This is a genomic window from Pseudomonas sp. MWU347 (genome assembly GCF_017947305.1).
In the GTDB taxonomy this organism is placed as follows: Bacteria; Pseudomonadota; Gammaproteobacteria; order Pseudomonadales; family Pseudomonadaceae; genus Aquipseudomonas; species Aquipseudomonas putida_A.
In genome coordinates, this window is sequence record NZ_JAFGZB010000008.1 from 108,139 (window position 1) to 125,510 (window position 17,372).

Below are 17,372 nucleotides of genomic sequence, written 5' to 3' on the forward strand. Positions count from 1 at the left end.
TGGGAGCGGGCTTGCTCGCGAAGGCGTCAGCCCTGGCGCCGAATAACCATCAGGCAGAAGTCACTCTGGCAAACCCGGCCCGAATCTTCTCTTCCGGCAAATCATCGGCAATAAACACAATCACACTTTCCCGCGCCTCACCCTCGGCCCACTCGGTGTCCCAGTCGAAACCGTAAAGTTTCAGTACACCCTGAAACACCAGCCGCCGATCCTCGCCAGCGATGTTCAGCACGCCCTTGTAGCGCAACAACTGCTTGCCATGTTCTTCCAGCAGCTCATTCATGAACTCGCTGAGTTGATCGATATCCAGTGGCTGGTCTGTGCGCAGCACCAGGCTGGAGATACGGTCGATGGACGGCGCCTTGCTCACCGGACGCAGGCTCACCCCGCCACCGAGGTCGGCATTGAGATTGAAGCCACGCACGTCGAGCAGTTCGGCCAGATCGATGTTGCCATGCTCGACCACGCGGATCGGCGCGCGACGATTGATCCGCGTCAGGCGTTCGCTCAGCGCGGTGAACGTCGCCTCATCCACCAGATCGGTCTTGCTCACCAGCAAGCGGTCGGCGAAACCGATCTGCGCCTGGGCGATGGTCTGGGTCAGGTGCTGGTCGGCATGGGCGGCATCCACCAAGGTGATGATGCCGTCGAGCAGATAACGCTCGCGCAGTTCCTCATCGATGAAAAAAGTCTGTGCCACCGGGGCCGGATCGGCCAGACCGGTGCACTCGATCACCAAGCGATCGAAGGCGATTTCGCCGTTGTCCAGGCGTTCGAGCAGCAGGTACAAGGCCTTGGTCAGGTCAGTGTGGATGGTGCAGCAGACGCAGCCGTTGGCCAGGGTCATGACTTGCACCGGTTCGTCGCCGAGCAACTGGGTGTCGATGCCGGCGTCGCTGAATTCGTTCTCGATCACGGCGATCTTCAGGCCATGCTCGGCTTTCAATAGATGGCGCAGCAAAGTGGTCTTGCCGGCACCGAGGAAACCGCTGAGTACCGTTACGGGTATGGGAGAAGACAAAACACGATCTCCTTAAAGAAACACAAAACAAATGTGGGAGCGGGCTTGCTCGCGAAAGCGGTGTGTCAGTCACCACACGTATCAACTGACACTCCGTATTCGCGAGCAAGCCCGCTCCCACCGGGGGATTACCTCAACCGCAGGCTGTCAGCTCAACAGCACTTCGGCCCACCCTTGCCACCGTAACGCGCTTCCTGACGTTCGCGGAAGAACATCTCGTAGCTCATCACCGGTTTGTCCGGGTGTTTGGTTTGCATATGCTCGACGTAGGTGTCGTAGTCGGGCATGCCGACCATCAGGCGCGCGGCCTGACCGAGGTATTTGCCGAGGCGACTCAGGTCATTGAACATGGTGCAATCCTCTGGTTACGCGTCCGGCAGGGCCTGGAATGGCGATTCTTTATCCGTACGCTCTTTTTTGCCCCAGGCGGCGATGCCGACCTTGAGCGCATAGAACAGGATGCTGAAGACCACGAACAGGAACAGTGCGGTGAGCGTTGCGTTGGTGTAGGCGTTGAAGATCACGTGCTGCATCTGATCGATGCTCTTGGCCGGGGCAATGACCTGGCCGGCGGCGAGGGCATCGCTGTACTTCTTGGCCAGCGACAGGAAGCCGATCGCCGGGTTGGCGTCGAACAGCTTGATGAAGCCTGCGGTGGTGGTGCAGATCAGCAGCCAGGCGGCTGGCAGCAGGGTGACCCAGATGTAGCGCTGGCGCTTCATCTTGATCAGGACCACGGTGCCGAGCATCAGCGCGATACCGGCCAGCATCTGGTTGGAGATACCGAACAGCGGCCACAGGGTGTTGATGCCGCCCAGTGGGTCGATCACGCCCTGATACAGCAACCAGCCCCACATCGCCACACAACCGGCGGTGGCGATCAGGTTGGCGGTCCACGATTCGGTACGTTTCAGCGCCGGAACGAAGGAGCCGAGCAGGTCCTGCAGCATGAAGCGCCCGGCACGGGTGCCGGCGTCTACAGCAGTCAGAATGAACAACGCTTCGAACAGGATCGCGAAGTGGTACCAGAACGCCATGGTGTTTTCACCCGGCAGGACACTGTGCAGAATCTGCGCGATACCGACCGCCAGGGTCGGTGCACCGCCGGCACGAGCCAGGATGGTGGTTTCGCCAATGTCATGCGCCACCGCTTGCAGCGCCTCCGGCGTGATCGCGAAGCCCCAGCTGCTGACCATCTGCGCCACCGATGCGACGTCACCGCCGACCACGGCGGCCGGGCTGTTCATGGCGAAGTACACGCCCGGCTCGATCACCGAAGCGGCAACCATGGCCATGATCGCCACGAACGATTCCATCAGCATGCCGCCGTAACCGATGTAACGCGCGTTGGTTTCGTTATCCAGCAACTTCGGCGTGGTGCCCGAAGAGATCAGTGCGTGGAACCCGGACACCGCACCGCAAGCGATGGTGATGAACAGGAACGGGAACAGACCGCCCTTCCACACCGGCCCGGTGCCGTCGACGAACTGGGTCAGCGCCGGCATTTTCAGCTCGGGCATGGTTACCAGAATGCCGATCGCCAGAGCGATGATGGTGCCGATCTTGAGGAACGTCGACAGGTAGTCGCGTGGCGCGAGGATCAGCCACACCGGCAACACGGCGGCGACGAAGCCATAACCGATCAGCATCCAGGTGATTTGCACGCCGGTGAAGCTGAAGGCCTTGGCCCACACCGGATCAGCGGCAATCTGCCCACCGAGCCAGATCGAACCGAGCAGCAGCAACACACCGATGACCGAGATCTCGCCGATGCGGCCCGGGCGGATGTAGCGCATGTAAATGCCCATGAACATCGCGATCGGGATGGTCGCCATCACGGTGAAGATGCCCCATGGGCTCTCCGCCAGTGCCTTGACCACGATCAGCGCCAGCACCGCGAGGATGATGATCATGATCAGGAAGCAGCCAAACAGGGCGATGGTGCCGGGGATGCGGCCCATTTCTTCACGCACCATGTCGCCCAGGGAACGGCCGTTGCGCCGGGTCGACATGAACAGGACCATGAAGTCCTGCACCGCGCCCGCCAGCACCACCCCGGCAATCAGCCACAGCGTGCCGGGCAGATAACCCATCTGCGCCGCCAGTACCGGGCCGACCAGAGGTCCTGCGCCGGCGATCGCTGCGAAGTGGTGACCGAAAAGAATGTGTTTGTTGGTTGGAACGTAGTCCAGACCGTCGTTGTTGAGCACGGCGGGGGTGGCCCGACGCGGATCCAGTTGCATCACATTGTTGGCGATGAACAGGCTGTAGTAACGGTACGCAACCAGATAAATGGCCACTGCCGCGACCACGATCCACAAGGCGTTGATCGCCTCTCCTCGGCGCAATGCCACTACGCCCAGGGCGCACGCTCCTACGATTGCCAGCACTAGCCAGGGTAAGTGGCGTAGCAGGCTATTATTATTTTTCATTTTATTATTCCAGCCAGGGTGGACAAGAAAGACAGCCACCCCGAGTTTAGCGCTTACGGCGCCAAAGGCCATACCCCGACGTTGGTCTAGACGGCTCGTTGATTGGCAGCCACCCGCGAGTCGGGTCTATAGTCAGCGAACTCTCCCGAGGATTGCGCCATGAGCGAACACCCAGCCAATCGCCGTCGCTTCAAACGTATTGCGTTCGATGCCAGAACCGAGCTGAGTCAGGGCCAATTCATCTGGCCGGTGAAGTTGATCGATCTGTCGCTCAAGGGCTTGCTGATCGAGAAGCCGGAGCCGTGGCTGGGGGACAAGGAGCAGGATTTCTTCGTCGACATTCATCTGAGCGATGACGTGAATATTCAGATGGATGTGCATCTGGCCCACGAGGATCACGGGCAACTGGGGTTTGAATGCCGGCATATCAGTCTGGAATCGATCCAGCGCTTGCGGCGGTTGATCGAGCTGAATCTTGCGGATGAAACCGAGCTTGAGCGCGAATTGGGTGCCTTGATCGAAATCTAGCCGCCAAATCAACGTGGGAACACTCTTGTGGTGAGGGGATTTATCCCCGATGGGGCGCGGAGCGGCCCTGATAAATCTGGGTCTGCTGCGCAGCCCATCGGGGATAAATCCCCTCACTACAGGATTTCATTCAAACAAGGGAACGGCGGTTACTCGAACAGTGCGTCGAGCGCCTGTTCCAGCCGGGTCACGGCAATGATCTGCAACCCCGGCGGCGCCTCCTTCGGCGCATTGCCCTTGGGCACGATTGCCCGTTTGAAGCCATGCTTGGCCGCTTCCTTCAAGCGCTCCTGCCCGCTCGGCACCGGGCGCACTTCGCCGGACAAACCGACTTCACCAAACACCAGCAAATCATGCGGCAACGGCCGGTTGCGCAAGCTCGACATCACCGCCGCCATCAACGCCAGATCCGATGCTGTCTCCAACACCTTCACCCCGCCGACCACGTTGAGGAACACGTCTTGGTCGTGGGTCGGAATACCACCGTGACGGTGCAACACCGCCAACAACATTGCCAATCGGTTCTGATCAAGGCCCAACGTCACGCGCCGTGGATTGGCCAGATGACTGTCATCCACCAGCGCCTGCACTTCCACCAGCATCGGCCGGGTGCCTTCCCACGTCGCCATGACCACACTGCCCGGGACTTCTTCCTGGGCACGGGTCAGAAAAATCGCCGACGGGTTGGAGACTTCTTTCAGGCCCTTGTCGGTCATGCCGAACACACCCAGCTCGTTGACCGCACCGAAACGGTTCTTCACCGCCCGCAACAAACGCAAACGGCCATCGGATTCGCCTTCGAAATACAGCACGGTATCGACCATGTGCTCCAGCACCCGCGGGCCGGCGAGCGCGCCTTCCTTGGTGACATGACCGACGAGGAAAATCGCCGTGCCGCTCTGCTTGGCATAACGCACCAGCAACGCCGCGCTCTCACGTACCTGCGAGACGCCACCCGGCGCTGATTGCAGTTGTTCGGTGAAAATGGTCTGGATCGAGTCGATCACCATCACCTTGGGTTTTTCCTGACGGGCGGTGGCAATGATGGTTTCAATGCAGGTTTCGGTCATCACCCGCAGTTGATCCTGGGGCAACCCCAGACGCCGGGCGCGCATCGCCACTTGCTGCTGGGACTCTTCACCGGTGACGTACAGCGCCGGCATGCTCTTGGCGAGGTTGCACAGGGTCTGCAACAGAATCGTCGACTTGCCGATGCCCGGATCACCACCGATCAGCACCACCGAGCCATCGACCAGACCGCCACCCAAGACCCGATCCAGCTCACCGGAGGCGGTGGAGAAGCGCAGAATCTCCTCGATGCTGACTTCGGCCAGGGTCTTGATCTGCGCTTGCTGCCCGGCCCAGCCGGTACGCCCGGTGGGCGCCGTGGCCCCGCCGCTTTCGATCATGGTTTCGGTCAGGGTGTTCCAGGCGCCGCACTCGCCGCACTGGCCCGCCCACTTGGGAAAGGTTGCGCCGCACTCGGTGCAGCCGTACATGCGCTTGGCCTTGGCCATCTGGATCCCCCGGCAAAAACCGAGATGATAACGCAGCCACCGCTCAACGCGGCGCGGCGGTGCGGATTTCGCCGTTGGCCAGACGCGCGGCGCTGTTGCCCAGCGGGTCTTCGGCATTGAGGTCGGCACCCTTGGCCTTGAGCGCATCGAGCAGTTCGACACGCTTGAACAACCCGGCGTACATCGCCGCAGTCTGGCCTGCGCCGTTGCGCTGATCGGGGCTGCAATCGGTGGCCATCAGCCTTCGAGCAATCTGCATCTCGCCTTTGAAAATCGCCCCCATCAGCGCCGTATTGCCGCGTTGGTCCTGCGCGCAGGCATCAGCGCCTGCCGCCAGTAACCGGTCAACTGCCGCGCCCTGGCCGTGATACGCCGCCAGAATCAGTGCGGTGTAGCCCTTGCTGTCGCGGGTATCGAGGGAATAACCGGACTCGATAAAGGTCTCGAGCATCGGCACATCACCACGCCGGGCGGCATCGAAATAGTAATCCTGCAACTGCGCCTTGATCGCCTCGGGGTTCTGTTCGGCCAGCGCTGTAAATGACAGGCAACCGAGCAACAGTAAAAGAAAGGCACGCATAAACGCTCTCCTTGGGCAGAACGGGGCCTGAATCAGGCCCCGCGTTGCATGGCGTCGAGATCAGTCGACCAGTTTCGCTGCCAGCGCCTTGACCCGGCTCAGGTCACCCTTGGCCACTTTGGTCACACCGGTGCCGTATTCCGGATCTGCCTTATAAAGAAAGGACAGGATGATGTGCTTGCTCTCGTCATCGGTGGTCGCCAGCGAACCGCCGAAGCTGGCGATCAGGTCCTGACGCTCCTGCTGGCTGAACGAGCGATACAGATCCCCGGCCTGTTTGAAGTTCTGCTCACGCTGAATCTTCGCCTGCTGGGTGCTGCCCGACAGTGCCAGTTGGCTGTAACGCGCGCTCTGCGGCTCTTCACGCGGTTGCAGGCGGCTTGGCTGATAGTTCACGCCAGACGCCGTGGCACCGAAGTTCATCGCACCGTCCTGATTGCCATTGTTGACCGCAACTTTTGGCGCATTGATCGGAAGTTGCAGGCCGTTTGCACCCAGGCGATACATCTGCGTATCGGCATAAGAAAACACTCGACCTTGCAACAGACGATCTTCTGAAGGTTCGATACCCGGCACAACATTGGCCGGGGCCATGGCAACTTGTTCGGTTTCCTGGAATACATTGGCCGGATTACGGTTCAACACCATTTGTCCAACTTTTCGCTCAGGAACATTCGGCCAGATCTTGGTAGCGTCCAATGGATCGAAATCAAACTTGGACAAATCTTGTGGATTCAGCACTTGGATGTACAAGTCCCATTTCGGGAAATCACCCTTATTGATATGACTGACCAGATCATTAGTCATATGACTGTAATCTTTGCCCTGAACTTTCTCGACTTGTTCAGGTGTCAGGTTTTTGATGCCCTGCAAACTTTTCCAGTGGAACTTCACATAGTGCACTTCGCCTTTGGCGTTAACCAACTTGTAGGCATGCACGCCATTACCGTCCATTTCCCGATAACTGGCTGGGGTACCCGAATTGGAATACAGCTCGGTCAGCGTGCGAGTGGCTTCCGGCACGTGGGAGAAGAAGTCGAAACGACGCGAGTCATCGTCAAGGTTGGTGCGTGGATCGGGTTTGAACGCATGGACCATGTCCGGAAACTTGATCGCGTCGCGAATGAAGAAGGTCGGGAAGTTGTTGCCGACCAGGTCCCAGTTGCCATCAGCGGTGTAGAACTTGGTGGCAAAGCCCCGTGGATCGCGCAGGGTTTCCGGGGAGTGGTTACCGTGAACCACTGCGGAGAAGCGCACGAACACTGGCGTCACCTGCCCGGCAGCGAATACCTTGGCCTTGCTCAGGTCGCTGAGGTCGTTGGTCACGGTGAACGTGCCATGGGCACCGGTACCGCGGGCATGTACCACACGCTCGGGAATGCGCTCACGGTCGAAACGCTGGAGTTTCTGGATCAGTTGCACGTCTTGCAGCAGCACCGGGCCGTTGGCGCCGGCGGTTTGCGAGTTCTGATTGTCGCCCACCGCTGCACCATTATCCCGGGTCAGGGGCGCGGCGTGCACGGAGAAGGTCAACAGGCTGGCGGTGAGTACGCCGAGCGTACGGCGATGGGGAAAAGCCCCCAGTCCAAGGGTGGAATTCATATCAGGTTCCTCTGGTTCTTTTGGGCGCATCCAGGTGCGCCAACCAGAGGCTAGAGGGCTAAGTCCGCGAACATAAATAGAAAGTTCGTAACCCGACGATTGAAAATTTTGGCTTCCCGATCAGCGTGTTACGGCGTATTTCGCGCGCGATTAGTGGCACTTTGCAAACTAATTGCAGATTTATCGGTCGATAAAAACGGGCATTGTAAGAAGGTGTTTCGCGCAGGACGCGTTTGCTGATTTACACTGCGTACACCAACCTCATCTGTAACAAGGAAATAACCTATGGGCGTGCTTAGTGAGTTCAAGGCCTTCGCGGTCAAAGGCAATGTGGTCGACATGGCCGTCGGTATCATCATCGGTGCCGCCTTTGGCAAAATTGTTTCGTCGTTTGTCGGCGACGTGATCATGCCGCCAATCGGCCTGTTGATCGGAGGGGTGGACTTCAGTGATCTGGCCATCACGCTTAAAGCCGCCGAGGGCAACGCCCCTGCCGTGGTCATGGCTTACGGTAAATTCATCCAGAGCATTCTGGACTTCGTGATCGTCGCCTTCGCGATCTTCATGGGTGTCAAAGCCATCAACCGCCTTAAACGCGAAGAAGCCGTAGCCCCTTCCCTGCCACCGGTTCCGACCAAGGAAGAAGAGTTGCTCGGTGAGATCCGCGATCTGCTCAAGGCCCAGAACAACCGGCCTTGACTGCTTGATGAATAAAGAGCGGCGCCTGATGGCGCCGTTTTTTTACCAGTAGTTTTCCACCGCCACCTGTCCCGGCCGCCGCGTCAGGCTCAGGCTCATGTGGCGTTTCTTCAGCAGTGCCCGGGTGTCGTCGATCATCTGCGGATTGCCGCACAGCATGACGCGCGAGTGCTCGGGGGCCAGTTCAACGCCGGCTTCACGCTCCAGCTCGCCGCTTTCAATCAGGCTGGTAATACGGCCATGCAAGGCACCAGGAACCTTTTCTCGGGTAACGGTGGGAATGAACTGCAGTTTATGGGCGTGTTCTGCCAGGTAATCACGCTCGGACAGTTCTGCAATCAACGACTGATAGGCCAGTTCCCGCGCTTCGCGCACGCTGTACACCAGAATGATCCGCTCGAATCGCTCCCACACTTCGAAGTCCTGCAGAATCGACAGAAACGGCGCAACCCCGGTCCCGGTGGATAACAGCCACAAATCCCGACCGTCGACAAACCGATCCAGCGTCAGGTAACCAAAGGCCTGGCGTTCCACCAGCAGGGTATCGCCGACCTGCAAGCGACTAAGTTCACTGGTGAATTCGCCACCTGGCACCACGATGGAGAAGAACTCGAGAAACTCGTCGAAGGGTGAAGAGACCATCGAGTAAGCACGCCAGACCGTGCTGCCATCAGCCTTTGTCACCCCCAGGCGAGCGAATTGTCCCGCGCGAAACCTGAAGCCCGTATCGCGCGTGGTGCGCAGGGTAAACAGACTGGGGGTCAAAGGCTGCACGTCGAGCAAGGTCTGGGCAGTAAATTTATCTGCGCTGACAGTCATGGGGGCACTCCACGGAAAAGACCCTGACAGTCTCGCGCAAACTCAGAGCATAAACACCACTGCTTTTGTAGTGGTTTACCGTTCAGACCGCCCGAAAAAATGAGAATTAAACCCAAATGCCGTTAATACAGCGGTATTCAAAGTCCGATTGAATGACAGGTTAAATCCAACGCGTTATTGATGACTAATAACCTTTCCAGCAACTAACCGCCTCCTCCAAGAGCAAAAAAATTCAACGCCATTTGTAAGACCTGTCCTACACTCGGTTGCGTGCAGGATCCGATTGGATCCATAAAAAGCACCCTACGAACGACTCATGGAGAGTGAGTGATGGAAATGTGGAAGGAGTCGCAATTAAAGCAACTGACTTTCGCAAGAGAAATAGAGACCGCTTATCCGATCTTGCTGCGATTCGCTCAAAATATTGGCTTCAATTTTTGTGCCATCTCATTGACATCAAACAATCGGAACGCTGACTTAAAGACCTTGCAAATCAATAACTATCCGAAAGAGTGGAACCAACTTTATGAAAGACAAAACTACCGGAAAATCGATCCGGTAATAGCACACTGCAGTCGTTCAATGCTGCCGATTGTCTGGACCGAGGACGTGTTTTCGCAAACCTTGTCGCTGTGGGACGCCCAACAGAAACATGGATTGCGACACGGTTGGTCGCAGTCGTTCCACCACGAAGACAGCGGGCTGTGCAGCACCCTGAGCCTCGCCAGGAAAAACGGTCCATTAAGTCCGCTCGAGTTGTACGAGCATTTTGGCTATATGTTTTACGCGACCAGCCACCTGAGTGACCTGTTCGCCAAAACCTTGCCCAAACCGGTCAAAAAGCCCGCCCCCCCACGCCTTTCACCGCGAGAACTGGAAGTGCTCAAGCTATCGGCGCTCGGCAAGACGGCCTATGAGATTGCCAGGATCCTCTGCCTGAGCGAGCGGACGGTGAATTACCACGTGCAAAACGTGATTCTCAAACTGAACGTCTGCAACAAGATTTCTGCGGTCATTGCTGCCAAGAGTTGCGGCCTTCTCGACATGCCTGCCCACTAAAAGCTGCGAGTATTTCAACGGAAAAAAACGTACCATCTGCGACCTTCCTGAGTGATGACGTGAACCTTGACGTTGTATTTCACTCGGACGGTTCCGCTGCGCGATGCCCTGGGCTGCGGGCCACCCGTTGAATAACCAGAGTTCCCGTACCATGCCCTTGCTCGAAACGCCCTTTGCCCAACTCGACCTGATCCGCCAGCCCGAGCAGCAGAATGAACCGCTGCAAGCGTTCGATGCGGCTGACGAATACCTGCTCAATCATCTGGCAGCGCAACAACCGACGGCAGACACTCGGGTATTGGTACTCAATGACAGCTTCGGAGCGCTGGCGGCGAGTCTGGCGGGCAAGGTTCAGGTCAGCAGCAGTGGCGACTCGTTTCTCGCATTCCAGGGCCTGGAAAAGAACCTGGTACGCAACGGCCTGGCATTTGATGCCGTGCGCGGAATTGCGGCCAGTGAGCCGTTGGTCGGGCCGTTCGACCGAGTGCTGATCCGCGTGCCCAAGACGCTGGCATTGCTGGAAGAGCAACTGATCCGCCTGCAAGGGCTACTGGCACCCGGCGCCGAAGTGGTGGCAGCGGCCATGGTCAAGCATTTGCCGCGCGCAGCCGGTGATCTGCTGGAGCGTTACATTGGCCCGGTACAGGCTTCACTGGCGGTGAAGAAAGCTCGCCTGTTGATCGCAACGCCTGAAGCCAAAGCTCCGGCGACCTCGCCCTACCCTTCGCGCTATCAGCTCGACGAGCCGGCCATCGAATTGCTCAACCACGCCAACGTGTTTTGCCGTGAAGGCCTGGATATTGGCACCCGAGCTTTTCTCCCGCACCTGCCCAAGAACCTCGGCAGCGCCCGGGTCGCCGACCTCGGCTGCGGTAACGGCGTCCTGGCCATCGCCAGCGCCCTGCACAACCCCGACGCGCACTACACGCTGGTCGACGAATCGTTCATGGCCGTGCAATCGGCCGCCGAGAACTGGCGCGCCGCGCTGGGCGAGCGCGAAGTGCTCGTGCGCGCTGGCGATGGTCTGGCCGGACAGGCGCCGCAATCGCTGGACGTAGTGCTGTGCAATCCGCCGTTCCATCAACAACAGGTGGTCGGCGATTTCCTCGCCTGGCGCATGTTCCAGCAGGCCCGCGAGGCGCTGGTGGTGGGCGGTGCGTTGTACATCGTCGGCAACCGGCACCTGGGTTATCACAGCAAACTGGCGCGGCTGTTCCGTGGCGTCGAGCAAGTGGCTGCCACACCGAAATTCGTGATTCTCAAAGCCCGCAAGTAAAGCGTCAGGCAAAAAAAACCCTCCGCAATGCGGAGGGTCATAAAACCGTGCCCAAGGGCAGCGGGACGGGATGTTTCAGTGTGTGGTCAGGCCGGCCGCGTTCATGAACAGGCGCATCAGGCTGGCGGCAATGAACAGCGCGCCGACGCTACCGATCCAGATCAGGGCCAACCAGCCGAGCCGCTGCCACAGCGGCTTTTTTTCGGCTTCTTCAATCTCGTGCAGGGAATGTTTGCCGTTCATTGCATCGTTCCTCTTGGGCGATGGCGTCGCTGAGGACGCCACCGCGAGCCGGCTTGCTCTCACAGGGTGAGCAGAGCGAGAGATCAGTGGTAACCGTCTTCATGGGTGACCTTGCCGCGGAACACGTAGTAGCTCCAGAAGGTGTAACCCAGGATGAACGGGATGATGAACAGCGTACCGACCAGCATGAAGCCCTGACTTTGCGGCGGTGCGGCGGCGTCCCAGATCGAGATCGACGGCGGCACGATGTTCGGCCACAGGCTGATGCCCAGACCGCTATAGCCGAGGAATATCAGCACCAGGGTCAGCAGGAACGGCATGTAGTTGGCATTGCGCGCCACCGCGCGGATCAGCCCGTACAGCGTCACCAGCACCAGAATCGGCACCGGCATGAACCAGAACAGGTTCGGCATGCTGAACCAGCGTGTCGCGATCTCGGGGTGAGCCAGCGGCGTCCACAGACTGACGATGCCGATCACCGCCAACAGCACGAATGCCAGCGGCCGCGCGAGGTTGTGCATCTGCTCCTGCAACTTGCCTTCGGTCTTCATGATCAACCAGGTGCAACCGAGCAAGGCATAGGCCACCACCAGCGCGGCGCCGCAGAACAGGGTGAATGGTGTCAGCCAGTCCAGTGAACCGCCGGCGTATTGCCGATTGACCACCGGCAAACCGTCGATGAAAGCCCCGAGTGCCACGCCCTGGAAGAACGTCGCCGCCACCGAACCGCCGATGAACGCCTTGTCCCACAGGTGGCGCTTGTCGTCCTTGGCCTTGAAGCGGAACTCGAACGCCACACCGCGAAAAATCAGGCCGATCAGCATGAAGATCAACGGCAGGTACAGCGCCGACAGCACCACCGAATAGGCCAGTGGGAACGCGCCGAACAACGCCGCGCCGCCCAGTACCAGCCAGGTTTCATTGCCGTCCCAAACCGGGGCGACGGTGTTCATCATTACATCACGGTCGGTCTTGCCCGGGATGAACGGGAAGAGAATCCCGATCCCCAGGTCGAAGCCGTCCATGACCACGTACATCATGATGCCGAAGATGATGATCACGGCCCAGATCAGCGGAAGATCAATACCCATGAGTCAAATCTCCTTTTCCAGGCTACGCTGCGAGTCGGCGTCGGTACCTTCATCATCGGCTGCGGACAACGGCCGAGCCGGAGTGCGTTTCTGGCCAGGACCACCGTCGTTGGTTTCCTTGCCTTCGTCGGTTTTCGGCCCTTTGCGCACCAGGCGCATCATGTAGCCAAGCCCCGCACCGAACAGCGCGAAATACACCACGACGAACATGATCAGGGTGATGCTCATCTGCATGAAACTGTGATTGGACGAGGCATCCGCCGTGCGCATCAGCCCGTAGACCACCCACGGCTGCCGACCGATTTCAGTGGTGAACCAGCCAGCGAGGATCGCGATCAGGCCGGACGGCCCCATCCACAACGCCAGATACAGGAACGGCCGCGAGGTGTAGAGCGAATCGCGCTTGCGCAGCCACAGGCTCCACAGACCGGTGAAGATCATCAGGAAGCCGAGGCCGACCATGACCCGGAACGACCAGAACACAATGGTCGAGTTCGGCCGGTCTTCAGGCGGGAACTCCTTGAGCGCCGGCACCTGCTTGTCCAGCGAGTGGGTCAGGATCAGGCTGCCGAGGTACGGAATCTCCACGGCGAATTTGGTTTTCTCTTCTTTCATGTCCGGCCAGCCGAACAGGATCAACGGGGTCGCTTCGTTGCCTTTGTTTTCCCAGTGACCTTCGATCGCAGCGATTTTCGCCGGCTGGTGCTCAAGGGTGTTCAGGCCGTGGAAGTCACCGATAACCGCCTGGATCGGCGCGACGATCAGCGCCATCCACATCGCCATCGACAGCATGGTGCGGATCGCCGGGTTGTCCTTGCCGCGAAGCAGGTGCCAGGCCGCCGACGAGCCAACGAAGAACGCCGTGGCCACGAACGCAGCGGTCGCCATGTGCATCAGGCGATACGGGAACGACGGGTTGAACACGATGGCCAGCCAGTCGGTCGGGATCACCTGACCGTTGACGATCTCGAAGCCTTGCGGCGTCTGCATCCAGCTGTTGGAAGCGAGGATCCAGAATGTCGAGATCAGCGTGCCGATCGCCACCATTACCGTGGAGAAGAAGTGCAGTTTGCGTCCGACCTTGTTCCAGCCGAACAGCATCACCCCGAGGAAACCGGCCTCAAGGAAGAATGCCGTGAGCACCTCGTAGGTCAGCAACGGTCCGGTGACGGAACCGGCGAAGTCCGAGAAACGGCTCCAGTTGGTGCCGAACTGGTAAGCCATGACCAGACCGGAGACCACACCCATGCCGAAGTTGACGGCAAAGATTTTCGACCAGAAGTGGTAGAGATCCCGGTAAGTGTCGTTATGGGTTTTCAACCACAACCCTTCAAGCACCGCCAGGTAGCTCGCCAGACCAATGGTGATGGCCGGGAACAGGATGTGGAACGAGATGGTGAACGCGAACTGAATTCGGGCGAGATCGAGTGCCTCTAAACCGAACATAAGTCTTCCTCTGTCAGGTAATACCGGCATTGGGGCTTGTGGCCCCTGCCTACTGCCCCCACGGATATGGAGTGCGGCGAATTCTGATTCGTTCTTTTTTAACAGCCATCGCAACGCAGGGAGTCTGGCCAACGGGCCACCAGAGCATGGCCCGGGAGGGTCTTGATCTGGATCAAGCAACGTTAAAAGAGTAGTCCCATTTCCGACGAAGAACGGCGTGGTCGTTTGCCGCGTGACAAGTTGCCTCATTGCCTGGGCAACGTTCTGAAAGACACTCCTCAGAGCTGCACGACCTGTAGTGAGGGGATTCATCCCCGATGGGCGGCGAAGCAGCCCCACAGACATCCTGCCTTTTGGTGCATCGTCAATTTTTTACGACTGCTGCGCAGCCGATCGGGGATAAATCCCCTCACCACATTGAGATGAGGTATGCCAGGGAGCGATAGATGTCTGGCTAACTAAATTTTTTGTCATAGCAACTTCCTGTTACAGACTGGTGATAACCTCGCGGTTCCCCCAAGAGCCAGACCTGCCTTCAGATGCCCAGCCAAGAGCCCCTGCTGTTACGTCACCATCGTCCTTTTCTTGCGTTCTGGTTCGCCCGAATCTTCACCGCCAGCAGCTTTCAGATGCTCACCGTGGCGATCGGCTGGAATCTGTATCAGTTGACCGGCAACGTGCTCGACCTGGGTCTGGTCGGTCTGGTGGAATTCGCGCCACGGGTGCTGTTCATGCTGCACACCGGGCATGTCGCCGACCGCTATGACCGACGTCGGGTCGCGGCGATCTGTCAGTCGTTGCAGGCGTTGATTGCCCTGGCACTGGCCATCGGCAGTGCGACCGACCACGTCACCCGGGAAATGATCTTTATCCTCGCCTTCCTGCTCGGTGCGGCGCGCTCCTTCGAAATGCCGACGACCCAGGCGCTGCTGCCGAGCATCGTGCCCAGCGCCCTGTTTCCACGGGCGGTCGCCGCAGCGCAGTCGGCTCAACAGTCAGCCACCATTGTCGCTCCGGCCCTCGGTGGCTTGCTTTACGCGTTTGGCAGTGTCTGGGTCTACGGCCCGACGGTGTTGCTCTATGTCATCGCCTGCACCTTGATGCTCAACCTGCCCGCCCGGCAGACGCCACTGAACAAAGGCAAGGCCACGCTGGACTCGTTGCTGGCGGGCATCCGCTTCATTCGCAGCCGCCCGGACATCCTCGGGGCGATCTCGCTGGATCTGTTCGCCGTGCTGCTCGGTGGTGCCACCGCGTTGCTGCCGGTGTTCGCCAAGGACATCCTGCTCACCGGCCCATGGGGCCTGGGCCTGCTGCGTTCGGCGCCGGCGGTTGGTGCGTTGGGGATGTCACTGTTTCTGGCGCGATTTGCCGTCGAGCGCAATGTTGGCCGGGTGATGTTCACCGCCGTTGGCGTGTTCGGCGTCGCAACCATCGCCTTCGGTCTGTCGACCTCGTTCTGGTTCTCGCTGGTGGTGCTGGTGGTGCTCGGCGCGGCGGACATGATCAGCATGGTGATCCGCGCCTCCTTCGTGCAGCTGGAAACTCCGGACGAAATGCGCGGCCGGGTCAGCGCAGTGAACGGCCTATTCATCGGCGCCTCGAACCAGTTGGGCGAATTCGAATCCGGCCTCACCGCGCACTGGTTCGGCACCGTCCCGGCGGTGGTGATGGGCGGAATCGGAACGCTGGTGGTCACCGGAACGTGGATCAAACTGTTCCCGACCCTGGCCAACCGCGACCGGATGCATGTGCCGGTGGAAGAGGCGAAGGTCTGACTCTCGTCAAACCAACATCTCCCCCGCCACTTTCGCCCGCAACGCCTTGCCGCCAAGCTGCTCCACAAGCGTCAGGGCAAAGGTCAGTGCGGCGCCGGAGCCTTGGGCGGTGATGCAATTGCCGTCGACCACCACCGGTTGATCAACAAACGTACAGCCCGACAATTGATGACTGGCACTCGGCAGGCAGGTCATGCGCCGTTGGCGTAATACGCCGCAGGCTTGCAGGGCGATGGCTGGGGCTTCGGCGATGGCGGCGAACAGGCGTCCGGCGCTGGCCTGATCCTTGAGCAATTGCTGCAGCGGCTGATGTGCCGCCAGATGTTGTGAACCGACCACCCCGCCGGGCAGGACGATCAGGTCAAAAGTCTGTGCCAGCACATCGACCAGCATGCCATCCGCCGTCAGGCGCGTACCGCGCGCGCAGGTCAGCATGCGCCGGCCTTCGATGCTGGCCGCCACCACTTCGACACCGGCGCGGCGCAGCACATCGATCAGGGTCACGCTTTGCAGATCATCGATGCCCTCGGCGAGGGTAATCAGGGCTCTAAAGGTCATGGGCGCCATCCGCTGGGTGATCTTCCAAGCGTAGTCAGCTTTGTCCTGCCCCGTCCGGTGACAGCCGTTACTTGATGTAAAGCTGGGCCGACAGGGTGTTGCGTGGCGCGTTGATCGAGGTGTTACTGAAGGTGAAGGTGCCTTCCTGCTTGCCCGCCAGATCAAAGGTATACAGTGAGCCGACGGTGTTGCTGCCGGGCTTGCACTCAGTCAGGTTGCCGTTATCAAAGGCGCACACCGGCGCCCGGGTGCCGTTGACTTCAAAACCGTCCAGCGTGGCATGCGGCTGGTTCTGACCATAGCCGATTTCCAGCACGAACACCTTGATGCTCGGGCCGCTGTGATTGCACTGGGTTTGCGGCTGGTTATCGCCGATGTCTTCCAGACCACAGGCCGGCGATTGAACCTTGATCACCTTAACTTCAGTCAATGGTGGCGCCGAGGCTGCCAGCGCCGCCGTCGACCCGGCCATCAGCCCGGCCATTACCCAGAAAGCCTTGATCCAGCGCTTGCCCATGTGATCGTATTTCCCCAAAAAATTCAGCGCGCAGTATGGCGCAGTTGGCCCTGTGGCAAAACTTCGACGACGTTCGGCACCAACAACCGCCATATTCCTCACGCTGCTGGTATGATGCGCGGCTTTTTCCGGCCCACCACAAAATCCCAGGCGCTTGCGACGGTCTGTGCTTTGCTGTTGAGGTCGATACATTTACGGCGCCGCGC

17 protein-coding genes are annotated in these 17,372 nt (G+C 59.4%); 5 read left to right on the forward strand and 12 right to left on the reverse strand.

What is annotated here, in order from left to right; genetic code table 11:
- Window positions 1-49 precede the first annotated feature (49 nt).
- The 3 genes from yjiA to KCG87_RS18125 form a co-directional block, all read right to left on the reverse strand.
- Window positions 50-1,021: a GTPase gene (yjiA, locus tag KCG87_RS18115; RefSeq protein WP_210558632.1), complete on the reverse strand. Its 972-nt coding sequence runs from the start codon at window positions 1,019-1,021 to the stop codon at window positions 50-52.
- Window positions 1,022-1,173: 152 nt separating this feature from the next.
- Window positions 1,174-1,371: a YbdD/YjiX family protein gene (locus KCG87_RS18120; RefSeq protein ID WP_003228401.1), complete on the reverse strand. Its 198-nt coding sequence runs from the start codon at window positions 1,369-1,371 to the stop codon at window positions 1,174-1,176.
- 15 nt (window positions 1,372-1,386) lie between these two features.
- Window positions 1,387-3,453 (reverse strand): carbon starvation CstA family protein, encoded by a 2,067-nt coding sequence (locus KCG87_RS18125; RefSeq protein ID WP_210558631.1) that lies wholly within the window; start codon window positions 3,451-3,453, stop codon window positions 1,387-1,389.
- A 159-nt stretch (window positions 3,454-3,612) separates the two neighbouring features.
- On the opposite strand from KCG87_RS18125, the gene KCG87_RS18130 reads away from it, so the two are divergent.
- Window positions 3,613-3,981, forward strand: coding sequence for a PilZ domain-containing protein (locus KCG87_RS18130; protein WP_210558630.1), 369 nt, complete (start codon window positions 3,613-3,615; stop codon window positions 3,979-3,981).
- A gap of 149 nt (window positions 3,982-4,130) precedes the next feature.
- Here KCG87_RS18130 and radA read toward each other — a convergent pair whose 3' ends face one another.
- From radA to katB, 3 genes are read right to left on the reverse strand one after another with little or no spacing between them, the layout of a single operon-like run.
- Window positions 4,131-5,498 carry a DNA repair protein RadA gene (gene radA / locus KCG87_RS18135; RefSeq protein ID WP_210558629.1) on the reverse strand — a complete coding sequence of 456 codons (1,368 nt, stop codon included), beginning with the start codon at window positions 5,496-5,498 and terminating at the stop codon, window positions 4,131-4,133.
- A gap of 43 nt (window positions 5,499-5,541) precedes the next feature.
- Entirely contained in the window at window positions 5,542-6,078 is a 537-nt protein-coding gene (locus KCG87_RS18140) for an ankyrin repeat domain-containing protein (RefSeq protein WP_098965717.1), read from the reverse strand.
- Between the two features lie 60 nt (window positions 6,079-6,138).
- Window positions 6,139-7,680 carry a catalase KatB gene (gene katB, locus KCG87_RS18145; protein WP_115988853.1) on the reverse strand — a complete coding sequence of 514 codons (1,542 nt, stop codon included), beginning with the start codon at window positions 7,678-7,680 and terminating at the stop codon, window positions 6,139-6,141.
- A gap of 285 nt (window positions 7,681-7,965) precedes the next feature.
- Between katB and mscL the strand changes: the two genes are divergently transcribed.
- Window positions 7,966-8,379: a large-conductance mechanosensitive channel protein MscL gene (gene mscL / locus KCG87_RS18150; protein WP_027612841.1), complete on the forward strand. Its 414-nt coding sequence runs from the start codon at window positions 7,966-7,968 to the stop codon at window positions 8,377-8,379.
- A 42-nt stretch (window positions 8,380-8,421) separates the two neighbouring features.
- Here mscL and KCG87_RS18155 read toward each other — a convergent pair whose 3' ends face one another.
- Window positions 8,422-9,198 carry a ferredoxin--NADP reductase gene (locus tag KCG87_RS18155; RefSeq protein ID WP_027612842.1) on the reverse strand — a complete coding sequence of 259 codons (777 nt, stop codon included), beginning with the start codon at window positions 9,196-9,198 and terminating at the stop codon, window positions 8,422-8,424.
- 330 nt (window positions 9,199-9,528) lie between these two features.
- Here KCG87_RS18155 and KCG87_RS18160 point away from each other — a divergent pair, with 330 nt between their 5' ends.
- On the forward strand, window positions 9,529-10,257 hold the full coding sequence (locus KCG87_RS18160; RefSeq protein WP_098965721.1) for an autoinducer binding domain-containing protein: 729 nt from the start codon (window positions 9,529-9,531) through the stop codon (window positions 10,255-10,257).
- 151 nt (window positions 10,258-10,408) lie between these two features.
- Window positions 10,409-11,533, forward strand: coding sequence for a class I SAM-dependent methyltransferase (locus tag KCG87_RS18165; protein WP_135296608.1), 1,125 nt, complete (start codon window positions 10,409-10,411; stop codon window positions 11,531-11,533).
- Between the two features lie 75 nt (window positions 11,534-11,608).
- On the opposite strand, the gene KCG87_RS18170 is transcribed toward KCG87_RS18165, so the two are convergent.
- The 3 genes from KCG87_RS18170 to KCG87_RS18180 all read right to left on the reverse strand — a co-directional run bounded on the left by KCG87_RS18170 (window position 11,609) and on the right by KCG87_RS18180 (window position 14,313).
- Window positions 11,609-11,776, reverse strand: a complete 168-nt coding sequence (locus tag KCG87_RS18170) for a DUF2474 domain-containing protein (RefSeq protein ID WP_007963754.1) — start codon at window positions 11,774-11,776, stop codon at window positions 11,609-11,611.
- Window positions 11,777-11,859: 83 nt separating this feature from the next.
- Window positions 11,860-12,867 (reverse strand): cytochrome d ubiquinol oxidase subunit II, encoded by a 1,008-nt coding sequence (cydB, locus tag KCG87_RS18175; protein WP_007963753.1) that lies wholly within the window; start codon window positions 12,865-12,867, stop codon window positions 11,860-11,862.
- Between the two features lie 3 nt (window positions 12,868-12,870).
- Window positions 12,871-14,313 (reverse strand): cytochrome ubiquinol oxidase subunit I, encoded by a 1,443-nt coding sequence (locus KCG87_RS18180; protein WP_210558628.1) that lies wholly within the window; start codon window positions 14,311-14,313, stop codon window positions 12,871-12,873.
- Between the two features lie 539 nt (window positions 14,314-14,852).
- Here KCG87_RS18180 and KCG87_RS18185 point away from each other — a divergent pair.
- Window positions 14,853-16,091 (forward strand): MFS transporter, encoded by a 1,239-nt coding sequence (locus KCG87_RS18185; protein WP_210558627.1) that lies wholly within the window; start codon window positions 14,853-14,855, stop codon window positions 16,089-16,091.
- 6 nt (window positions 16,092-16,097) lie between these two features.
- Here the strand turns inward: KCG87_RS18185 and KCG87_RS18190 are convergent, their stop codons facing one another.
- Window positions 16,098-16,649, reverse strand: a complete 552-nt coding sequence (locus KCG87_RS18190; protein WP_210558626.1) for a DJ-1 family glyoxalase III — start codon at window positions 16,647-16,649, stop codon at window positions 16,098-16,100.
- Between the two features lie 67 nt (window positions 16,650-16,716).
- On the reverse strand, window positions 16,717-17,166 hold the full coding sequence (locus KCG87_RS18195; protein WP_210558625.1) for a DUF4879 domain-containing protein: 450 nt from the start codon (window positions 17,164-17,166) through the stop codon (window positions 16,717-16,719).
- Window positions 17,167-17,372: the final 206 nt, after the last annotated feature.